The 16727-nt window shown below is 61.8% G+C and carries 20 protein-coding genes; 11 read left to right on the forward strand and 9 right to left on the reverse strand.

The window, feature by feature from the left end:
- The first annotated feature begins 18 nt into the window (after positions 1-18).
- A complete protein-coding gene (locus M0639_RS22150) occupies positions 19-813 on the forward strand; it encodes an MHYT domain-containing protein (protein ID WP_003939865.1) in 795 nt (264 codons plus the stop codon).
- 53 nt (positions 814-866) lie between these two features.
- A complete protein-coding gene (locus tag M0639_RS22155) occupies positions 867-1403 on the forward strand; it encodes a P-loop nucleotide/nucleoside kinase family protein (protein ID WP_064073996.1) in 537 nt (178 codons plus the stop codon).
- A gap of 12 nt (positions 1404-1415) precedes the next feature.
- On the opposite strand, the gene M0639_RS22160 is transcribed toward M0639_RS22155, so the two are convergent.
- A complete protein-coding gene (locus M0639_RS22160; RefSeq protein WP_064073995.1) occupies positions 1416-1874 on the reverse strand; it encodes a GNAT family N-acetyltransferase in 459 nt (152 codons plus the stop codon).
- Positions 1875-1930: 56 nt separating this feature from the next.
- Positions 1931-2557, reverse strand: coding sequence for a helix-turn-helix domain-containing protein (locus M0639_RS22165; RefSeq protein ID WP_007727793.1), 627 nt, complete (start codon positions 2555-2557; stop codon positions 1931-1933).
- Positions 2558-2590: 33 nt separating this feature from the next.
- Between M0639_RS22165 and M0639_RS22170 the strand changes: the two genes are divergently transcribed.
- Positions 2591-3619: an NAD(P)/FAD-dependent oxidoreductase gene (locus M0639_RS22170; RefSeq protein WP_064074073.1), complete on the forward strand. Its 1029-nt coding sequence runs from the start codon at positions 2591-2593 to the stop codon at positions 3617-3619.
- A 9-nt stretch (positions 3620-3628) separates the two neighbouring features.
- On the opposite strand, the gene M0639_RS22175 is transcribed toward M0639_RS22170, so the two are convergent.
- Genes M0639_RS22175 through ctaD form a run of 3 tightly spaced genes read right to left on the reverse strand, consistent with a single transcriptional unit; the run spans position 3629 to position 6377 of the window.
- On the reverse strand, positions 3629-4048 hold the full coding sequence (locus M0639_RS22175; RefSeq protein ID WP_042451127.1) for a DUF5313 family protein: 420 nt from the start codon (positions 4046-4048) through the stop codon (positions 3629-3631).
- Between the two features lie 55 nt (positions 4049-4103).
- The gene (locus tag M0639_RS22180) at positions 4104-4577 is read right to left on the reverse strand and encodes a MarR family winged helix-turn-helix transcriptional regulator (protein WP_003939892.1); all 474 of its coding nucleotides are present in this window, start codon (positions 4575-4577) and stop codon (positions 4104-4106) included.
- Between the two features lie 45 nt (positions 4578-4622).
- Positions 4623-6377, reverse strand: coding sequence for an aa3-type cytochrome oxidase subunit I (gene ctaD / locus M0639_RS22185; RefSeq protein WP_046379038.1), 1755 nt, complete (start codon positions 6375-6377; stop codon positions 4623-4625).
- Positions 6378-6579: 202 nt separating this feature from the next.
- Between ctaD and M0639_RS22190 the strand changes: the two genes are divergently transcribed.
- Positions 6580-7731 carry an NADH:flavin oxidoreductase gene (locus M0639_RS22190; protein ID WP_064073994.1) on the forward strand — a complete coding sequence of 384 codons (1152 nt, stop codon included), beginning with the start codon at positions 6580-6582 and terminating at the stop codon, positions 7729-7731.
- A gap of 64 nt (positions 7732-7795) precedes the next feature.
- On the opposite strand, the gene M0639_RS22195 is transcribed toward M0639_RS22190, so the two are convergent.
- Complete coding sequence (locus M0639_RS22195) at positions 7796-8644, reverse strand: aldo/keto reductase (RefSeq protein ID WP_037128502.1); 849 nt, start codon at positions 8642-8644, stop codon at positions 7796-7798.
- Positions 8645-8774: 130 nt separating this feature from the next.
- On the opposite strand from M0639_RS22195, the gene M0639_RS22200 reads away from it, so the two are divergent.
- The 3 genes from M0639_RS22200 (at position 8775) to M0639_RS22210 (ending at position 12054) form a co-directional block, all read left to right on the forward strand.
- Positions 8775-9371 carry a class I SAM-dependent methyltransferase gene (locus tag M0639_RS22200; RefSeq protein ID WP_030535396.1) on the forward strand — a complete coding sequence of 199 codons (597 nt, stop codon included), beginning with the start codon at positions 8775-8777 and terminating at the stop codon, positions 9369-9371.
- Positions 9372-9437: 66 nt separating this feature from the next.
- Positions 9438-11069 carry an ABC-F family ATP-binding cassette domain-containing protein gene (locus tag M0639_RS22205; RefSeq protein WP_030535395.1) on the forward strand — a complete coding sequence of 544 codons (1632 nt, stop codon included), beginning with the start codon at positions 9438-9440 and terminating at the stop codon, positions 11067-11069.
- A gap of 145 nt (positions 11070-11214) precedes the next feature.
- On the forward strand, positions 11215-12054 hold the full coding sequence (locus M0639_RS22210) for an aldo/keto reductase (RefSeq protein ID WP_064073993.1): 840 nt from the start codon (positions 11215-11217) through the stop codon (positions 12052-12054).
- A 12-nt stretch (positions 12055-12066) separates the two neighbouring features.
- On the opposite strand, the gene M0639_RS22215 is transcribed toward M0639_RS22210, so the two are convergent.
- The 3 genes from M0639_RS22215 to M0639_RS22225 all read right to left on the reverse strand — a co-directional run bounded on the left by M0639_RS22215 (position 12067) and on the right by M0639_RS22225 (position 13547).
- The gene (locus M0639_RS22215; protein WP_007733408.1) at positions 12067-12642 is read right to left on the reverse strand and encodes a TetR/AcrR family transcriptional regulator; all 576 of its coding nucleotides are present in this window, start codon (positions 12640-12642) and stop codon (positions 12067-12069) included.
- Positions 12643-13056, reverse strand: coding sequence for a VOC family protein (locus M0639_RS22220; RefSeq protein ID WP_064073992.1), 414 nt, complete (start codon positions 13054-13056; stop codon positions 12643-12645).
- 74 nt (positions 13057-13130) lie between these two features.
- Positions 13131-13547, reverse strand: coding sequence for a hypothetical protein (locus M0639_RS22225; RefSeq protein ID WP_083056918.1), 417 nt, complete (start codon positions 13545-13547; stop codon positions 13131-13133).
- A 109-nt stretch (positions 13548-13656) separates the two neighbouring features.
- Here M0639_RS22225 and M0639_RS22230 point away from each other — a divergent pair, with 109 nt between their 5' ends.
- From M0639_RS22230 to M0639_RS22245, 4 genes are read left to right on the forward strand one after another with little or no spacing between them, the layout of a single operon-like run.
- Positions 13657-14007 (forward strand): helix-turn-helix transcriptional regulator, encoded by a 351-nt coding sequence (locus tag M0639_RS22230; protein WP_042952669.1) that lies wholly within the window; start codon positions 13657-13659, stop codon positions 14005-14007.
- Positions 14000-14545, forward strand: a complete 546-nt coding sequence (locus M0639_RS22235; protein ID WP_003939943.1) for a hypothetical protein — start codon at positions 14000-14002, stop codon at positions 14543-14545. Before M0639_RS22230 ends, M0639_RS22235 begins: the two co-directional genes overlap by 8 nt.
- 43 nt (positions 14546-14588) lie before the next feature.
- On the forward strand, positions 14589-15485 hold the full coding sequence (locus M0639_RS22240; protein WP_003939757.1) for an ABC transporter ATP-binding protein: 897 nt from the start codon (positions 14589-14591) through the stop codon (positions 15483-15485).
- Positions 15482-16675 carry an ABC transporter permease gene (locus M0639_RS22245; RefSeq protein ID WP_007733417.1) on the forward strand — a complete coding sequence of 398 codons (1194 nt, stop codon included), beginning with the start codon at positions 15482-15484 and terminating at the stop codon, positions 16673-16675. Before M0639_RS22240 ends, M0639_RS22245 begins: the two co-directional genes overlap by 4 nt.
- Positions 16676-16727 lie beyond the last annotated feature (52 nt).

Genomic DNA, 16727 nt, shown 5'->3' on the forward strand with positions numbered 1-16727 from the left:
TCGCCGAAAGGAACTGGCATGTCGGATGAAATGCACCATTTCTCGATGGGAATCTGGCTGCTCGGACTCGCCTACGTCGTGTCCGTGGTCGGGTCGGTAGTCGGCCTGGCGTGCACCAGGCATTCAGCGTCGGCGACGACAACCGCCACACGCATGCGATGGCTCGCCATGGCTGCCTTGTCGATCGGTGGCGTCGCGATCTGGCTCATGCATTTCATCGCCATGCTCGGCTTCGCAGTCCCCGGCAGTCCCATTCGATACAACCTCGGATGGACCGTGATCTCCGCGATCATCTCAGTAGGGGCCGTGTTTGTCGGCCTGCTGATCATCGGGACCGAATTTCGCTGGACGCGGCTTCTGATCGGGGGCGTGGTAACCGGTCTCGCCGTGAACATCATGCATTACACGGGTATGCGCGCGTTGCGCTTTCAGGGCGAGATCCACTACGACCTGCTCTTCGTTGCACTGTCGGTTCTCATCGCAGTCGTCGCCGGAACCGCTGCACTGTGGTTCACCATGGTGCTCGAGTCCACGATTCTGCGTTTTGTCGCCGGAATCATCATGGGCATCGCCGTCGTCGGTATGCACTACACCGGAATGGCCGCTGTCGAGGTTGTTCACGACGCGGCAGCCCCGGCGCCACAGGGACTCGAAGTGTTCTCATTCCTCTTCCCTGTCTTCGTTCTCGGCCTGCTGGCGTTGGCAGTTCCGATTGTCGCAGTGCTGACAGCACCCAACCGCGCGACGGCACGAATGGAATCCGCCGCCGACGATCTGGCGTTCGAAGCACGAGAGTTCGCGATCTCGAACTGAGCAGAGTACGGGGCGAGTTCACGTAAATCGACAACGCCCCGTACATTTCGGGGATGGTGGATGCCGGACACAACCCCCAGCCATCGACCCGCGCAACGCTCGTCGTGATCGGTGGTTTGCCGGCCACCGGCAAGTCGACGATCGCGCGGGCGCTTGCGCAGCGTCACCAAATCCCCTTCGTGCGGATCGATACCATCGAACAGGCGCTGATCCGCAGCGGTATAGCTGACGCGTCCGGGACCGCCGGATACATCACCGGGTACGCGCTCGCCGCCGAACAATTGCGACTGGGACTTTCGGTCGTGATCGAATGCGTCAACCCCGTCGAGGCGACACGAAGCGCCTGGTCCGCTACCGCACAACATAATTCGGCGCGCCTGCTCGGTGTCGAGGTCATCTGTTCGGATCCCGACGAGCATCGCAGACGCGCTGAACGGCGAGTCGTCGACATCCCGGATCTCGTACTACCGACGTGGCAGGAAATTCTGGATCGAGACTACGAGCCGTGGACTACGGAACGGCTGGTGCTCGACACCGCAATCATGGACTCCGACAGTGCAGTACGACGCATCACAGCCAAGATGCTGTAGCGTGCGAGCTGCTCACAAGGTGAGAACGAAGAATGCGCTGTTCGGGTCTTCGCGGTAGTTCCCGAACGGTGGACAAGGCACAAACCCGAATTTCGCGTACAACCGGCGAGCTGGATCGAAGAACTCTTGCGTACCGGTCTCCACTTCGAGTTGCCGGTAACCTCGTTGTCTCGACTCGTCCACGACGTGTTGAAGAAGTCGCGTTCCCACGCCACGCCCCCTTGCTGCCGATGACGTTCGCATCGACTTGATCTCGCCGCCGGCCGACGACCGTTCCTTGAGTGCGACGCAACCGAGTAACTCGTCACCTTCGCTCCACAGCGTCCACATGGTCACAGAGCTATCCATCAGCCCCGTGACGTCCAGCGCGTGAACGCTGTCCGCGGGCGAGGTCGCGTGCATGTCGGCGAGATGTTCGGTGAGTAGAGCACGGACCGCATCCCGACTCAGGTCGTCAATTTCGATTCGCACAGACCCTCACTGTCCTCTTCGCTTCCGGCAGCATCGAATGAAAGTATGACTGTCCGTCACTTCGCCGAAGGCCTGGCCCGAACGTGGATGCGTTCTCCTTGGGGGCCGAACAGACTCAGTACCTCGACCGGGCCGCGCCCGTCACTGCCGAACCAATGCGGGTTTCGGGTGTCGAATTCAGCAGCTTCACCCGTACCCATCACGATGTCGTGATCGGCCAACACCAACCGCAACCTCCCCGACAACACGTACAGCCATTCGTAGCCGTCGTGCACTTGGGGATCCGGTTCCGTCTGGCTTGCCGGGATGGTCATCTTGAATGCCTGCAACCCACCCGGTTGCCGAGTCAGCGGCAATACCGTTCGCCCACTGACGCTTCGAGGCGCACTCTGGATGCGTGGATCGGCGACCTGCGGTGCCGCCACCAGTTGGTCCAACGGCACTTGGTGGGCAAGCGCGATCGGAAGCAGCAACTCCAAGCTCGGGCGACGCTCCCCCGCTTCGAGCCTCGACAGGGTGCTCTTCGAAATACCGGTGGACTCGGACAGCGCTGTGAGCGTGACGTTCCTCTGTGTACGAATGCGTTTGAGGCGCGCGCCGATCTGCGAGATGGCGGCATCGATGTGCGGACCGTTGACATTCATGGTGCCGAGTCTGACGACGATTCCCAGAAATGGCAACATTAGTTGCTGAAGAACCCCCTCCGCGAGCAATCTGTGCTCATGCGAACACACACTGAAACAGAGATCCTCGACGCCGTGATCGTCGGCGGTGGCGCCGCCGGACTCAGCGCAGCCCTGGTGTTGGGTCGTGCTCGGCGCTCGGTCGCCCTCATCGATTCCGGCAAACCGCGCAACGCACCGGCAGCACACATGCACGGCTTCCTCTCGCGCGACGGCATGGCGCCACGTGAGTTGCTCGCCGTCGGACGCAGCGAATTGCAGACGTACGGAGTGGAATTGACACAAGATGACGTAGTCGACATCTCCTGGCGCGGTATCGAACCCGGCTTTGTCGTCGAACTTTCAGGAGGCACGACGCTCGAAACTCGTACTGTGCTGGTTGCCACCGGTCTACGGGATTCACTCCCGGAAATACCAGGCATCCAGGAGCTTTGGGGACAAAGCGTGCTCCATTGCCCGTACTGCCATGCGTACGAGATCAGCGACCAACCGATCGGCGTTCTCGGCGGCGACGCTCGCGAGATGTCACTTCACCAGGCGTTTCTACTCGGACAGTGGTCGTCGGATGTGACGTTCTTCCCCGACAAGATCTCGCTCACCCCCGACGAACGCGCGCGACTGGCTGCCCGAGGAGTGACGGTTGCCGACGGATCGGTATCTGGATTGGTCTGCGAGAAAAGCAAACTGAAAGCCGTCGAACTCGACAACGGCCAACTTGTTGCGCGCTCAGCACTGTTCGTTGCGCCGCGTTTCGTTCCGAACGACGCACATCTGACGCGACTCGGCTGCAAAACCAGCCCCACGGGATTCGTGGCTGTCGATCGTTCCGGCGCCACCGGTGTTCCTGGTATCTGGGGCGCCGGCAACGTCGTCGACCCTCGCACCCAGGTAATCAATGCTGCGGCGGCAGGTTCGACCGCGGCAATCGCGATCAACGGATATCTGGTCGAGCAAGATGTCGAATCGGCTCTCCGTTCGACCGAGCCGGAAGGGGGCTTCTCGGCGACCGTGGAGCAACGCGTCTGCGAGTTGAACGGCGGCAGCGCCCTCCACGGCTTGTGACCGAGGTGTCTACGTCGCGGGGCCGCCGTGCAACTTCTCGTAGGCGGCCTTCTCGGCGTCGTGGCGCGAGATCTTCTTCGGGTTCTCGAGGTCGGAAGGCAAACCGTGACGCTCGAGGCGGCGCGACCTGTTCTGAGCCATGTAGGAGACCGAATAGAACAGTGCCAGAAGCACTCCGAGCAGCACCATCGATGCCCGCAGGGCCCACGGTCCGGGGAAGAGCATGAAGGCCGCGAACACTGGAATGAACGGCACCATGCTTCGGATCAGGTGACGCGGCACGGCCCAGTCACCGATCAGGTCGTTTCGTACCCAGTCCTGCATCGAATCGGGCAGTTTGCGCCCCACTGAATAACCCAACCACTGAAGAGGATTCGGGCTCGTACGTTGCTTTTTGGAAGTCACGGAAGTCACCTGTTCGGTACGCATCGACGGTACTGACGCAGTCATCACGTTTCTTTCGGATGCAGTCATCACATTTCTCTCATTGGTCCAAGGCTCCGGCGCGGAGCGCGGCCTCGTTGACCCGCGTCAGAACATTGTGGAGTTCTTCGAGTTCGGCGAGGCTGACGCCGAGCTTCGCGACAACCGCCGGCGGGATCTTCTCCGCCTCCGCGCGCAGTGCCACACCGGCTTCGGTGAGGTCCACGTCCAGTTGCCGTTCGTCGGCGCGGCTACGGGTTCGCGTGATCAGCCCGGACGCCTCGAGTCGCTTGAGGAGCGGCGACAGCGTCGGCGAATCGAGTTGCAGTGCCTGCCCGATTTCCTTGACCGCCATCGGCGACTTTCCCCACAGTGCCAGCATCACCAGGTACTGGGGATGCGTGAGGCCCATCGGCTCGAGCAGTGGCCGGTAGACGGACAGCACCGCCCGGTTCGCGACCGCAAGTGCAAAGCACACCTGCCGGTCGAGAGCCAGCGGATCATCCATCTGCGTCTGCGGAGCCTTCGTCGTCATGAATCCGATATTATCAGATTGATTAGTGCAGCAACTATTATTGCACTAATCAATTTGGCGACGATCGTCACTTTTCTCCAACGTCGACGTGGGTTGCCCGGTGAGACCCACGTGCGCTTCCGCCCTCATTCGCTCCACCATGTGCGGGTAGTGCAGCTCGAACGCCGGACGCTCACTGCGGATGCGCGGCAACTCGGTGAAGTTGTGACGCGGCGGCGGGCAGGTGGTTGCCCACTCCAGCGAGTTTCCGTAACCCCACGGATCGTCGACGGTGACAACTTCGCCGTAGCGGTAGCTCTTGAAAACGTTCCAGATGAACGGAAGCGTCGAGGCACCGAGCACGAAGGCAAAGATCGTGGACACCGAGTTCAGCACCGTGAACCCGTCCGAGGGCAGGTAGTCGGCATAGCGACGCGGCATCCCCTCGCCGCCGAGCCAGTGCTGAACGAGGAACGTGCCGTGAAAACCGACGAACGTGGTCCAGAAGTGCCACTTGCCGAGACGCTCGTCCATCATGCGACCGGTCATCTTCGGGAACCAGAAGTAGATACCGGCGTACGTGGCGAACACGACCGTACCGAAGACCACGTAGTGGAAGTGGGCGACGACAAAATACGTGTCGGTGACATGGAAGTCGATCGGCGGGCTCGCGAGAATGACACCCGACAGACCACCGAAGAGGAAAGTGATCAGGAAGCCGACCGAGAACAGCATCGGCGACTCGAAGGTCAACTGCCCCTTCCACATCGTGCCGATCCAGTTGAAGATCTTCACACCTGTCGGCACGGCGATCAGGAACGTCATGAACGAGAAGTACGGCAGGAGAACAGCACCCGTCGCGTACATGTGGTGAGCCCACACCGCGATCGACAGAGCTGAAATCGCCAGTGTCGCATAGACCAATCCGGTGTACCCGAAGATCGGCTTACGGCTGAAGACCGGGAAGATCTCCGAGACGATGCCGAAGAACGGCAGCGCGATGATGTACACCTCGGGGTGACCGAAGAACCAGAACAGGTGCTGCCACAACAGAACTCCACCCGACGCCGGGTCAAAGATGTGCCCACCGAGATGACGGTCGACGAACAGACCCATGAACGCAGCGGTCAAGAGCGGGAACGCCATCAAGATCAGAATGCTGGTGATGAAGATGTTCCACGTGAAGATGGACATCCGAAACATCGTCATACCTGGTGCGCGCAGGCAGATCACGGTGGTGATCATGTTGACCGCACCGAGAATGGTGCCGAGGCCACCGACCGTCAGACCGAAGACCCACAGGTCGGCGCCGACGCCGGGACTGTGCACCGCGCCCGACAACGGGGTGTACGCGGTCCAACCGAAGTCGGCAGCGCCGCCCGGCGTGAGGAATCCGCCGAGAACGATGAGACCACCAAAAGTGAAGAGCCAGAATCCGAATGCGTTCAGACGCGGGAACGCCACGTCCGGGGCACCGATCTGCAGCGGAAGTATGTAGTTCGCGAAGCCGAAAACGACGGGCGTCGCGTACAGCAGCAACATGATCGTGCCGTGCATGGTGAACAACTGGTTGAACTGCTCGTTCGAGAGGAACTGCATCCCGGGGACAGCCAGTTCCGCACGCATGAACAGGGCCATCAGGCCACCGATCAGGAAGAACACGAAAGCCGTGATCATGTACATGATCCCGATCTTCTTGTGATCGGTGGTCTTGATCATGTCGAACATCCACGACCCCTTGGGATCACGGCGCTTCGGGTACGGCCGCTCCGGAATCGGCTCCAACTCTCCGGTCCGCTCGTCCGGCACCGTTGTCGTCATGCTCGCGCGTCCTCTTTCGTGCTCGATACCGCCTCAAGAACTTTCCGCACGACCATATCGCATGTTAATAGTTAATGCACAAACTAAGTGTGGCCGACGTGAGCAACTATCGAAAACCGAACGTACGCAACCTTTTGCAGATTTCGGTGAGATAAAGTCAGGCGGCGGAATAGGTCGAGGGTCCGCCGCGTTGAACAAACCCGTGACTCTTCCCGACACATCGACAGCACCCGAGGCCTCCGCGTTGCGCGGCCTCTTCGAGCCTTTCGAGGTCAAATCACTCTCGTTGCGTAACCGTTTCGCCATGGCCCCGATGACGCGCGCCTTCTCGCCGGACGGAATCCCCGGCGCCGACGTAGCCGAGTACTACCGTCGTCGCGCAGCAGGGGGTGTCGGCTTGATCATCACCGAAGGCACGTACATCCCGGACCCGGCAGCCGGCCCGCACACCCGCGTACCGCGCATCTACGGCGATTCGAGCCTGGGTGGCTGGAAGTCGGTCGTCGACGCCGTCCACGCCGAAGGCGGATCGATCATTCCTCAGCTGTGGCACCTCGGAGTCGAACGCGGCGAGAACTCACGCCTGAACCCCGAGGTCGAAACCGTCAGCCCCTCCGGCCTGGCACTGGACGGCACCCGCCTGGGACGAGAATTCACCACCTCTGACCTCGACGACTTGAAGCAGTCGTGGGTCGACGCCGCACTCAACGCGAAGAGCACCGGGTTCGACGGTCTCGAGTTGCACGGAGCACATGGCTACCTGCTCGACGAATTTCTCTGGGCGGGAACCAATGTCCGAACCGACGGCTACGGCGGATCACTCGAGGCCCGCACCCGTTTCCCGGCCGAGGTCGTCGCCGCAATCCGAGAGGCCGTCGGGGACGAGTTCGCGATCGTCTACCGATTCTCGCAGTGGAAGTCCGGCCATTACGACGCTCGTATCGCCCAGAGCCCGGCAGAACTCGGCCGCATCCTCACTCCCCTGGTCGACGCCGGCGTCGACGTTCTGCATCCGTCCACGAGGCGTCATTGGGAACCGGCATTCGCTGAACTCGACGGTGAAGACGGCACACTCGGCCTCGCCGGTTGGACGAAGAAGCTGACCGGGTTGCCGACCATCACCGTCGGTTCGGTCGGACTCGATTCCGTGTTCACGACGGCATTCACCGGCGAAGCTGCATCTGCTGTCACCGGACTGGAGCGTCTCGAAGCTCAGTACGAGAGGGGTGAATTCGACATGGTTGCCATCGGGCGCGCGCTGCTCGCCGATCCCGAGTGGGTCGAGAAGCTCCGCACCGGACGCGCGGACGAGCACATCGCATTCACCGCAGAACATCGCACACACCTGAACTGACCTCGCACGACAAAACGGCACTCCCGCAATTGTGGGAGTGCCGTTTGTGGGTCTGCCGGAAGTACTAGCTGCCGAGCGTGACCGGGTCGGGGCCGATGCGGCCGGCCGGGTCGTCGAGAGCACCGATCGCGTTGATCTGTTCCGGTGTCAGTTCGAATCCGAAGACATCGAAGTTGGCGGCGATACGTTCGGGGGTCACCGACTTCGGAATCACCACGTTTCCGATCTGCAGGTGCCAGCGAATAATCACCTGAGCCGCGGTGACGCCATGAGCGTCGGCGATAGCGGTGATGACGGGGTCGCCGAGAACGGTTCCCTGTCCGAGCGGGCTCCACGCTTCCGTCGCGATTCCCTTGCCGGTGTGGAAGGCGCGCAGTTCGGCTTGGTTGAACTTGGGGTGAAGCTCGATCTGGTTGAGGACCGGCACCTCACCGGTTTCACCGATGACACGCTCGAGGTTCTCGATGGTGAAGTTGGAGACACCGATGGATCGAACCCGTCCGTCGGCCTTGAGCTTCTGGAATGCCTTGAACGTCTCGACGTACAGGTCCTTGGACGGAACCGGCCAGTGGATCAGGTACAGGTCGAGGTACTCGAGACCCAACTTGTCGAGGCTGGCGTCGAATGCCGCAAGCGTCGAGTCGTAGCCTTGGTCGTCGTTCCACAGTTTTGTCGTGATGTAGAGGTCTTCGCGGGCGATGCCGGATTCGGCGATCGCGCGGCCGACGCCCACCTCGTTGCCGTAGATCTTGGCGGTGTCGATACTGCGGTAGCCGGTCTTCAGGGCTGTGGAGACGGCCTCCTGCGTCTCGTCGTCCGGAACCTGGAACACACCGAATCCGAGTGCGGGGATCGTCTTACCGTCGTTCAGAACAATGGTCGGTACAGAGGTCACATCGTTGGTCTCGGTCATATATGGATCCAACGCGCGAGGGCCGGGAGGCATTCCCCGCCGAACCTCCGGGCAGTGCCCTTGTACCGCCCGAAATGCCGGTCTACCTTGGAAGACAAGTATTGGAATCGCCTCGAGAAAAGAGAGAGCGATGAATCTTTCATATCGTCTCGCCTACAAGGTCGGTGTCACTCCGTGGGAGCACACCGGGCACGGGTTCGACGCTCAACTGTCCGGCCTTCTGGATGCGATTCCCGTCCCGGAAGGTGGCCGTGCACTCGATATCGGTTGCGGCACCGGACGCCATTCCATCGAGCTGGCGCAACGCGGTTGGCACGTCACCGGCGTCGACGCCGAACAGGAACCGCTGGACAAAGCGCGCATACACGCGCGTGAAGCACACGTCGACGTCCGGTTCCTCCACGAGGACGCGGCAGACCTGCACATTGCTGTCGACGGCGGGCACATGCTGGTGCTCGACATCGGCTGTTTTCACGGGCTCACCGATCATCAACGACGGGACTACGGGAGGTCGGTCAACGCGATCACCGCACCCGGGGCGTCCATGGTGATGTTCGCATTCGGACCGGGGCACCGTTGGCCGATGCCACACGGCGTCTCGGAGGAGGACGTCATGCGAGCATTCGACGGTTGGTCGATGGCCTCGAGCATGGCCGCGGACGTGAGTGAATCGCCACTTCCGGTCCGTGCGGCACATCCGTGCTGGTATCACCTGGTCCGTGGCTGACTGCTGTGCGCCTTTATTAACCGCCCGCGGTTAATAAAGGCGCACAGCACCGGGGATACTTCTCAGGTGACTGCAACACTGCGCATCAGCGGCCTCTCTGCTTCCCGGGGAGAACGCACCCTGTTCTCCGACCTCGACCTCACCGTTGCCCCCGGCGACGTCATCGGCCTCGTCGGCGCGAACGGCGCTGGCAAGTCGACGCTTCTCACCGCACTGGCCGGAATCGGAACCGCCGACGTCGAAGGTTCGATCATCCTCAGCCCGCCGGATGCTGCGGTCGGTTACCTCGCGCAGGAACCCGATCGCATCGAGGGTGAGACCGTCCTCGAGTTCCTCGGCCGCCGCACCGGCGTCGCCCACGCCGAGGAAGTCATGAACGCCGCAGCCGAAACCCTGGCCGAAGCCGAAGAGGATCTGTACTCCCCGGCACTGGAACGCTGGCTCGCTCTCGGCGGCGCCGACCTGCTCGAGCGCGCCGAGAAGGTGGTCGAAGAACTCGGTCTCGGAGTTCCACTCGATGCACATATGACGGCATTGTCCGGCGGTCAGGCCGCGCGCGCCGGCCTCGCGTCACTGTTGCTTTCGCGCTACGACATTCTCTTGTTGGACGAGCCCACCAACGATCTCGACCTACGCGGTCTCGAGCAGTTGGAGCGATTTGTCGCCGAGACGCGCGCAGCACTGGTTGTCGTGAGCCATGATCGCGAGTTCCTCTCGCGCACCGTCACGGGGATCGTGGAACTCGATCTGGCACAACAGGACATCGCCGTGTACGACGGCGGCTACGAGTCGTACCTCGCCGAACGCGAGATCGCCCGCCAGCACGCACGCGAGGCGTTCGAGGAATACGCAGGCACCCGCTCCGATCTCGAAGATCGCGCACAGATGCAGCGCAACTGGATGGAACACGGCGTCCGCAACGCGCGTCGTAAAGCCAAGGACAACGACAAGATCGGACGCGGATTGCGGACCGAGTCGACGGAGAAGCAAGCCGCGAAGGCACGCCAGACTCAACGTCGCATCGAGCGACTCGAAGTCGTCGAGGAACCGCGCAAGGAGTGGGAACTTCGCATGGAGATCGCGGCGGCGCCGCGGTCCGGTTCCGTTGTCGCAACCACGAACGGCGCCAAGGTAACTCGCGGTCAGTTCACGTTCGGTCCGGTCACGACGCAGATCGACTGGGGCGATCGAATTCTCGTCACGGGCGCGAACGGGGCAGGCAAGACCACCCTCCTCAACGTCCTGCTCGGCAAACTCGTCCCGGACGAGGGCATCGCGTCGCTGGGTTCCGGTGTCGCGATCGGTGAGATCGATCAGGCGCGTGGATTGTTCGAAGGTGATCAACCAGTCGTGGAGGCCTTCGGGGCACAGGTTCCGGACTGGCCCGATGCCGATGTCCGCACTCTCCTCGCCAAGTTCGGCCTGCGCGGACACCACGTACTCAGATCTGCCGCTTCCCTGTCCCCCGGCGAGAGAACAAGGGCTGCACTTGCTTTGCTCCAGGCTCGCGGCGTGAACCTACTGGTACTGGACGAGCCGACGAACCATCTCGACCTTCCGGCGATCGAACAGCTCGAGCAGGCAATGGAGTCGTTCGAGGGAACCCTCCTTCTGGTCACTCACGATCGACGCATGCTGCAGTCCACCCGAAGCACGCGCCGGTGGAGAATGGAGAACGGACAGCTCTTCGAGGAGTAGCCGATCGACTCTGCTTGCGCAAACAACCCGCGTGTGCAACTATTTATCAGGCGCACGCAATAGTTGCATGCGCGGCATAGTGGGCCCGCGGATGACATGATCCCCCGTCGAGCTGCCACATCCCAGTCCCGAAAGGCACTCTTCAATGTTGTCGATCCCCGACCGCACACTGACTCACGGAACCACCGGCGAGCCGATCACCATCCCGCAACTCGGGTACGGCGTTTTCCAGGTACCGGACGCACAGACCGAAGAGGTCACTGCCGCAGCTCTCGAGATCGGCTACCGCCACATCGACACGGCCGCGATCTACGGAAATGAAGCCGGGGTCGGCCGCGCCATCGCAGGTTCGGATATCCCTAGGTCAGAGCTGTTCGTCACCACCAAGCTGTGGAATGACGATCAGGGCCACGACCGAACACTCGCCGCTTTCGACACCAGCCTCGACAAGCTCGGACTCGACTACGTCGACCTCTATCTGATTCACTGGCCCGCGCCGGCAAAGGGCCTGTTCGTCGAGACCTGGGCGGCATTCGAGCAAATTCTCGCCTCCGGCCGCACCCGGGCGATCGGTGTGTCCAACTTCCTGCCCGAGCACCTCGAACTGCTGGCCGAGCACAGCTCGATCACCCCGGCCGTCAACCAGATCGAATTGCACCCCAGACTGCAACAGCACGCGTCACGGGAGTACGCGCGAAGTCGCGGCATCGAAATCGAGGCTTGGAGCCCATTGGGACAGGGAACCATCCTCGACGACCCGGCCATCGGGAAAATTGCTGCAGCACAAGGCAAGAGCCCGGCACAGATAATTCTGCGTTGGCATCTCGAACAGGGTCACACCGTTCTGTCGAAGTCGGTCACGCCTGCACGCATGCGCGACAACGCCGCAATCTTCGACTTCGCACTCGATGCCGACGAGTCAGCGGCCATCGCAGCGCTGAACACCGACAGCCGTGTCGGGCCTGATCCAGTCGAATTGAACTGAATCGAAACGGCTTCAAGAATTTTCGTGGGGAGTCAACGTCAGCAGCACAGAATCGACGGACTGCTCGGCCAGGAGCGCGTCCAGCGGTAAGTGACGGAACAACGCTCGGTAATAGATCGGCGACGCCAGCGCGTCCAGGACGAAGTCCAGGTCGAAGTCGCTCCGTATGTCGCCGCGTAGGCGCGCCGATTCCAGCACTGCCGCAGTGGAATCGCGTCGTGGCTGAAAGAATGCCGACTGGAAATCCCGCGCCAATTCCGGGTCCGCCGCCAGATCCGCGACCAACGCGGGCAGGATCCGCCCGACTACCGTTTCGCTCAGCCCCACAACCAATGTCGTGATGCCGGCGACCAGGTCTGCCCTGAGATCGCCGGTGTCCGGCGTTGGATCAGTGCCGATGTGCGCCACGACGACGTCCACCACCAGATGCCGCTTCGACGGCCATCTCCGGTAGATGGCGGGTCGATGCACGCCCGCTCTCGTCGCCACCGAACCGATCGACAGCTCCGCATATCCGTTCTCCCCCAACAACTCCAGGGTTGCCGCCAGAACGGCGTCGTCGATCCGCTCGTCGCGGGCGCGCACCATCTACAGCACCGGCCGCGGCATGAGCACCAGACGCCAGCCGTCGGGATCTTCGAAAGTCATCCCCGCATTCTCCTCCCAGTACGGATTCTCGGCGCCAACGGGTTCGTGCCCTGCTTCCCCCAACCTCTGAACTACCTCGTACATCGCCGACTCGCCGGCGAAGTAGAGCACCAACAGGTTGTCCTGCGTCGGCGCCGGGCACGAGCTTCCGTCTTCGTGGGTCGTGAATTCGAGGTGATAGTTCGAATCCGGCAGACCCAGCATGATTCCGTCGTACCCGGCATGACCGGAGAACCGGTAGAGCTCTGGCAATCCCAGACAGTCGCGATAGAACGCAATCACGTCGTCGAGCCTGTCGGTGGGTCGCGCTACGCGCACTTGCACTACTGCGAGGTCGTTCGGCCAAGTTGTCATTCCAAAACAGTACAGTACGTACCGTAATGTTTCGAGAAAATGGCTGCCAGCCTCCCGACGGCAGCTCGCTTCAACTACAAGCGATCATTCTCCGGAAACGCCGCCTTGGGCATGAACTTCGGCCTGGCGAACAGCACAGACAGTTTAGTGGGCTGCGACTCCACCGGGCGATCGGACCGGTACAGCAACGCCTGCTGCGGGGTACTCACCCATTCACTGGCGAAGATCTCACCGAGGCGCGAAACCGGCACGTGCGACCCGTCCTCGAGTCGAACGGTGACGTCCGCCCCGATGTCCGACTGGCCGTACACGACCCACCACGATTCGCCTTCCACATCCCCCGGAGTGTGCTGCCCGATACCGATGACTGCACCCTTCTCCATCGGATCGCGCCAGACCGCTTCGCGCCCTTGCGGTCCCACGCAGTAGCTACCATCCTCGCACACCTGCACGACCAGGCCGGACTCTTCGAGCACCAACTGTTCGACCACTATGCCAAGCCCCTTCCGTTGCCCGAACCTTATCCGCCGGCACGCCCCAGAAGCGGAACAATCGCGGTTCGTGTTGACAAACTGTTGGGTTTTTACAACACTTTGATGCATGAGCCCAGTCCGGCGGGGAGACGCGCTCCCCATCTTCAATCGCATCGGAGTGCTTCGCGCCGAGCGGAAGATGAGCCGGGCACAGCTTGCGCAACTCGTCGACGTGAATCCGCAGACGGTGGGGGCACTCGAACGCGGTGACCACTACCCCAGCCTGGATCTTGCATTCCGAATCTGCTGGGTGTTCGACCTCCCGGTGGAGGCGGTGTTCTCCCGGACGGAGTTCGGGCCGCTGTCGACGGAGGTCTACCGGAATGCACCGTCGACGGAGGTCTACCGGAATGCACCGTCGACGGAGGTCTACCGATCTGACCGCACTACCGAGGGGAGTGAAAAGCCAAGTGCCTGAATCAAATCTGATCGACCGCTACCAGGCCCACCGCACTCGGCGGTTCCTGCAGAACGAGGAGACGTTCCGACATTGGCTCCCGAATTGGCGAACCCGTCGACGTCGGCGCGTACTCGTCGTCGCCCTGGCGGTCCTGTTCACCACGATGGTTGCCGTCAGCACAGCATGCCTGTTCAATCCGCTCTTCGCCGTGGCATGGCCGGTCCTCACCCTGCTGTTCCTGCCGACGTGGTCCTCACTTCAAATCGTGTCGGGCCGGCAAGGGGATGCTCCGCGGCAGGCGTTGGACGAATGGGAGATCCAGCAACGCAACGACGCTCGCTCCGTCGGGCTCAGCGTGACCCAAACGTTGGTCTTCATTGTCGCCATTTTCCTCATTTTCACCTCGTCGGTGCAGTGGAATGTAGAGAGGCTGCCTTACACGGGAGGTTTATTGGCACTGACTGCAATGCTGATCGGCGCGTGCACGCCCGCGATGATTCTCTCGTGGACCAATCCAGACCCGGATCCGATTGATTCGGAAGAGTTCGATCTCTGACCCGTATTACCGAAGCGCACCACTCGACCGATGGGAAGGACCCATGTCAGCCACCCTCACGATCGACGGCATCTCGAAACGCTACGGCGACGTCGTCGCACTCGACAACCTGAGTTTCGAAGTGCGCCCAGGCGAGATCTTCGGATTCGTCGGCAGCAACGGCGCCGGCAAGACGACCACGATGCGCATTGCGCTGGGTGTGCTCGGAGCAGATTCGGGAGAAGTTCGCCTCGGCGGCAAACCCGTCGACCTCGACGTGCGTCGCACTATCGGATACATGCCGGAGGAACGCGGCCTCTACCCCAAGATGAAGGTGGGAGCGCAACTTTCCTATCTGGCCGAGCTACACGGACTCTCGAAGGCCGACGCGCACGCGGCCACCGAGCGGTGGACCGAACGTCTGGGCATCGCCGAACGCGTCAAGGACACCGTCGATTCCCTGTCCCTCGGTAATCAGCAACGTGTGCAGCTCGCGGCGGCGCTGGTTCACGACCCATCGGTACTCGTTCTGGACGAACCGTTTTCGGGCCTTGACCCCGTAGCGGTCGATGTCATGAGTGACGTGTTGGTCGAGAAGGCTCGCACCGGTGTTCCCGTAATCTTCTCCAGCCATCAGCTGGATCTGGTGGAGCGCTTGTGCGATCGCGTGGGCATCATCAGCCGCGGCAGCATGCGGGAGATCGGAACCGTCGACGAACTACGAGGCAAGGGCGACGGCCGAATCGAAGTCTTCGCCCCTGACGCGCCGGTCGGTTGGGCACACCATCTGATCGGTGTCACCACACTGAGCCACCTCGACGGCCGAACGCTCCTGAGCGTCGACGGAACCGCCGACGATCAGCAGATCCTGCATGCAGCGTTGAAAACCGGACCGGTGCACGAGTTCACGCTACGACGTCCGTCACTGACCGATCTGTTCCGAGAGGTAGTAGCCGCATGAGCAACCAGTTGAGCGGAGGTCGAGCCATCGGGTTGGTCGCCCGACGCGAATTCATGACGCAGATCTCGAAGAAGAGTTTTGTGATCAGCAACGTCATCATTCTGGTCGCGATCATCGGCGGCATCATCGCCTTCTCGCTCTTCTCCGGCGGCGACGAGGACAAGTCGAAGATCGGCTTGGTCGGCAACCAATCACTCAGTGCCACGATGGTGTCCATCGGCGACACCCTCGGAAATCCCGTGACGGTAACGGAGGTTTCCGACGACGGCACCGCGCGTGATCAAGTCAAGGACGGCGACCTCGACGTGGCCGTGATCGCTGGATCGGGCGGCGGCGTCACTGTCGTGACCAAGAAGGAAGTAGCCACGAATCTGCGGGCCGTCATCGAGAGTTCCGTTGCACAGCAGGCACAATCGAATGCGCTGTCCGCTGCGGGGATCGACCCGGCTCAGCTCGCCGAAGCCACGTCCACCGCAGTGGTCACCATCGATGCCATCGATCCCCCGGATCCCGAACAGGGCCAACGTATAGCGATGTCGATCGCTGCTGTGGTGCTCCTGTACATGCAGATCCTGTTGTTCGGAACGTACGTGGCGATGGGCGTCGTCGAGGAGAAGTCCAGCCGTGTCGTCGAGTTGCTGCTCTCCACTCTCCGTCCACTGCAGTTGTTGTGGGGCAAGGTTCTCGGAATCGGTGCTGTCGGCCTGATGCAGATGGCTGCCTATGCCGTCGCGGGCGTCGCCACCGGACTGGCGACGGGCGTCCTGACCGTGACGGGCACCGCAATCGGCGTTCTGTTCGGCACTCTCGGGTGGTTCATTCTCGGCTTCCTCTTCTTCGCCGTGCTGTACGCCGCCGCCGGGTCCATGGTCTCGCGACAGGAGGACGTCAACGCCACCGCGATGCCTCTCGCGCTGCTCGTCATGGCAATGGTCAGCGTGGCTTTCGTTTCGGTGAGCAATCCAGAAGGAACCCTGAGCAACGTGTTGAGTTGGATTCCGCCGTTCTCGGCAATCCTCATGCCCCTGCGCATTTCCGCCGGTGTTGCTTCTCCGTTCCAGATCGTGGGAACGATTCTGCTGATGCTGGTGGTGACCGCTGCGCTGTCGATGATCGCGGCAAAGATCTACCAGCGCTCCATCCTTCGCATCGGCAAGGTCGTTTCGTGGAAAGAGGCGTTCGGACGCTGATTTATCCGGCACACAACTGACGCCACACGATCCCGGCAGCACCCCGTCCAGG

Source organism: Rhodococcus qingshengii JCM 15477 (assembly GCF_023221595.1).
Classification (GTDB): Bacteria; Actinomycetota; Actinomycetes; order Mycobacteriales; family Mycobacteriaceae; genus Rhodococcus_F; species Rhodococcus_F qingshengii.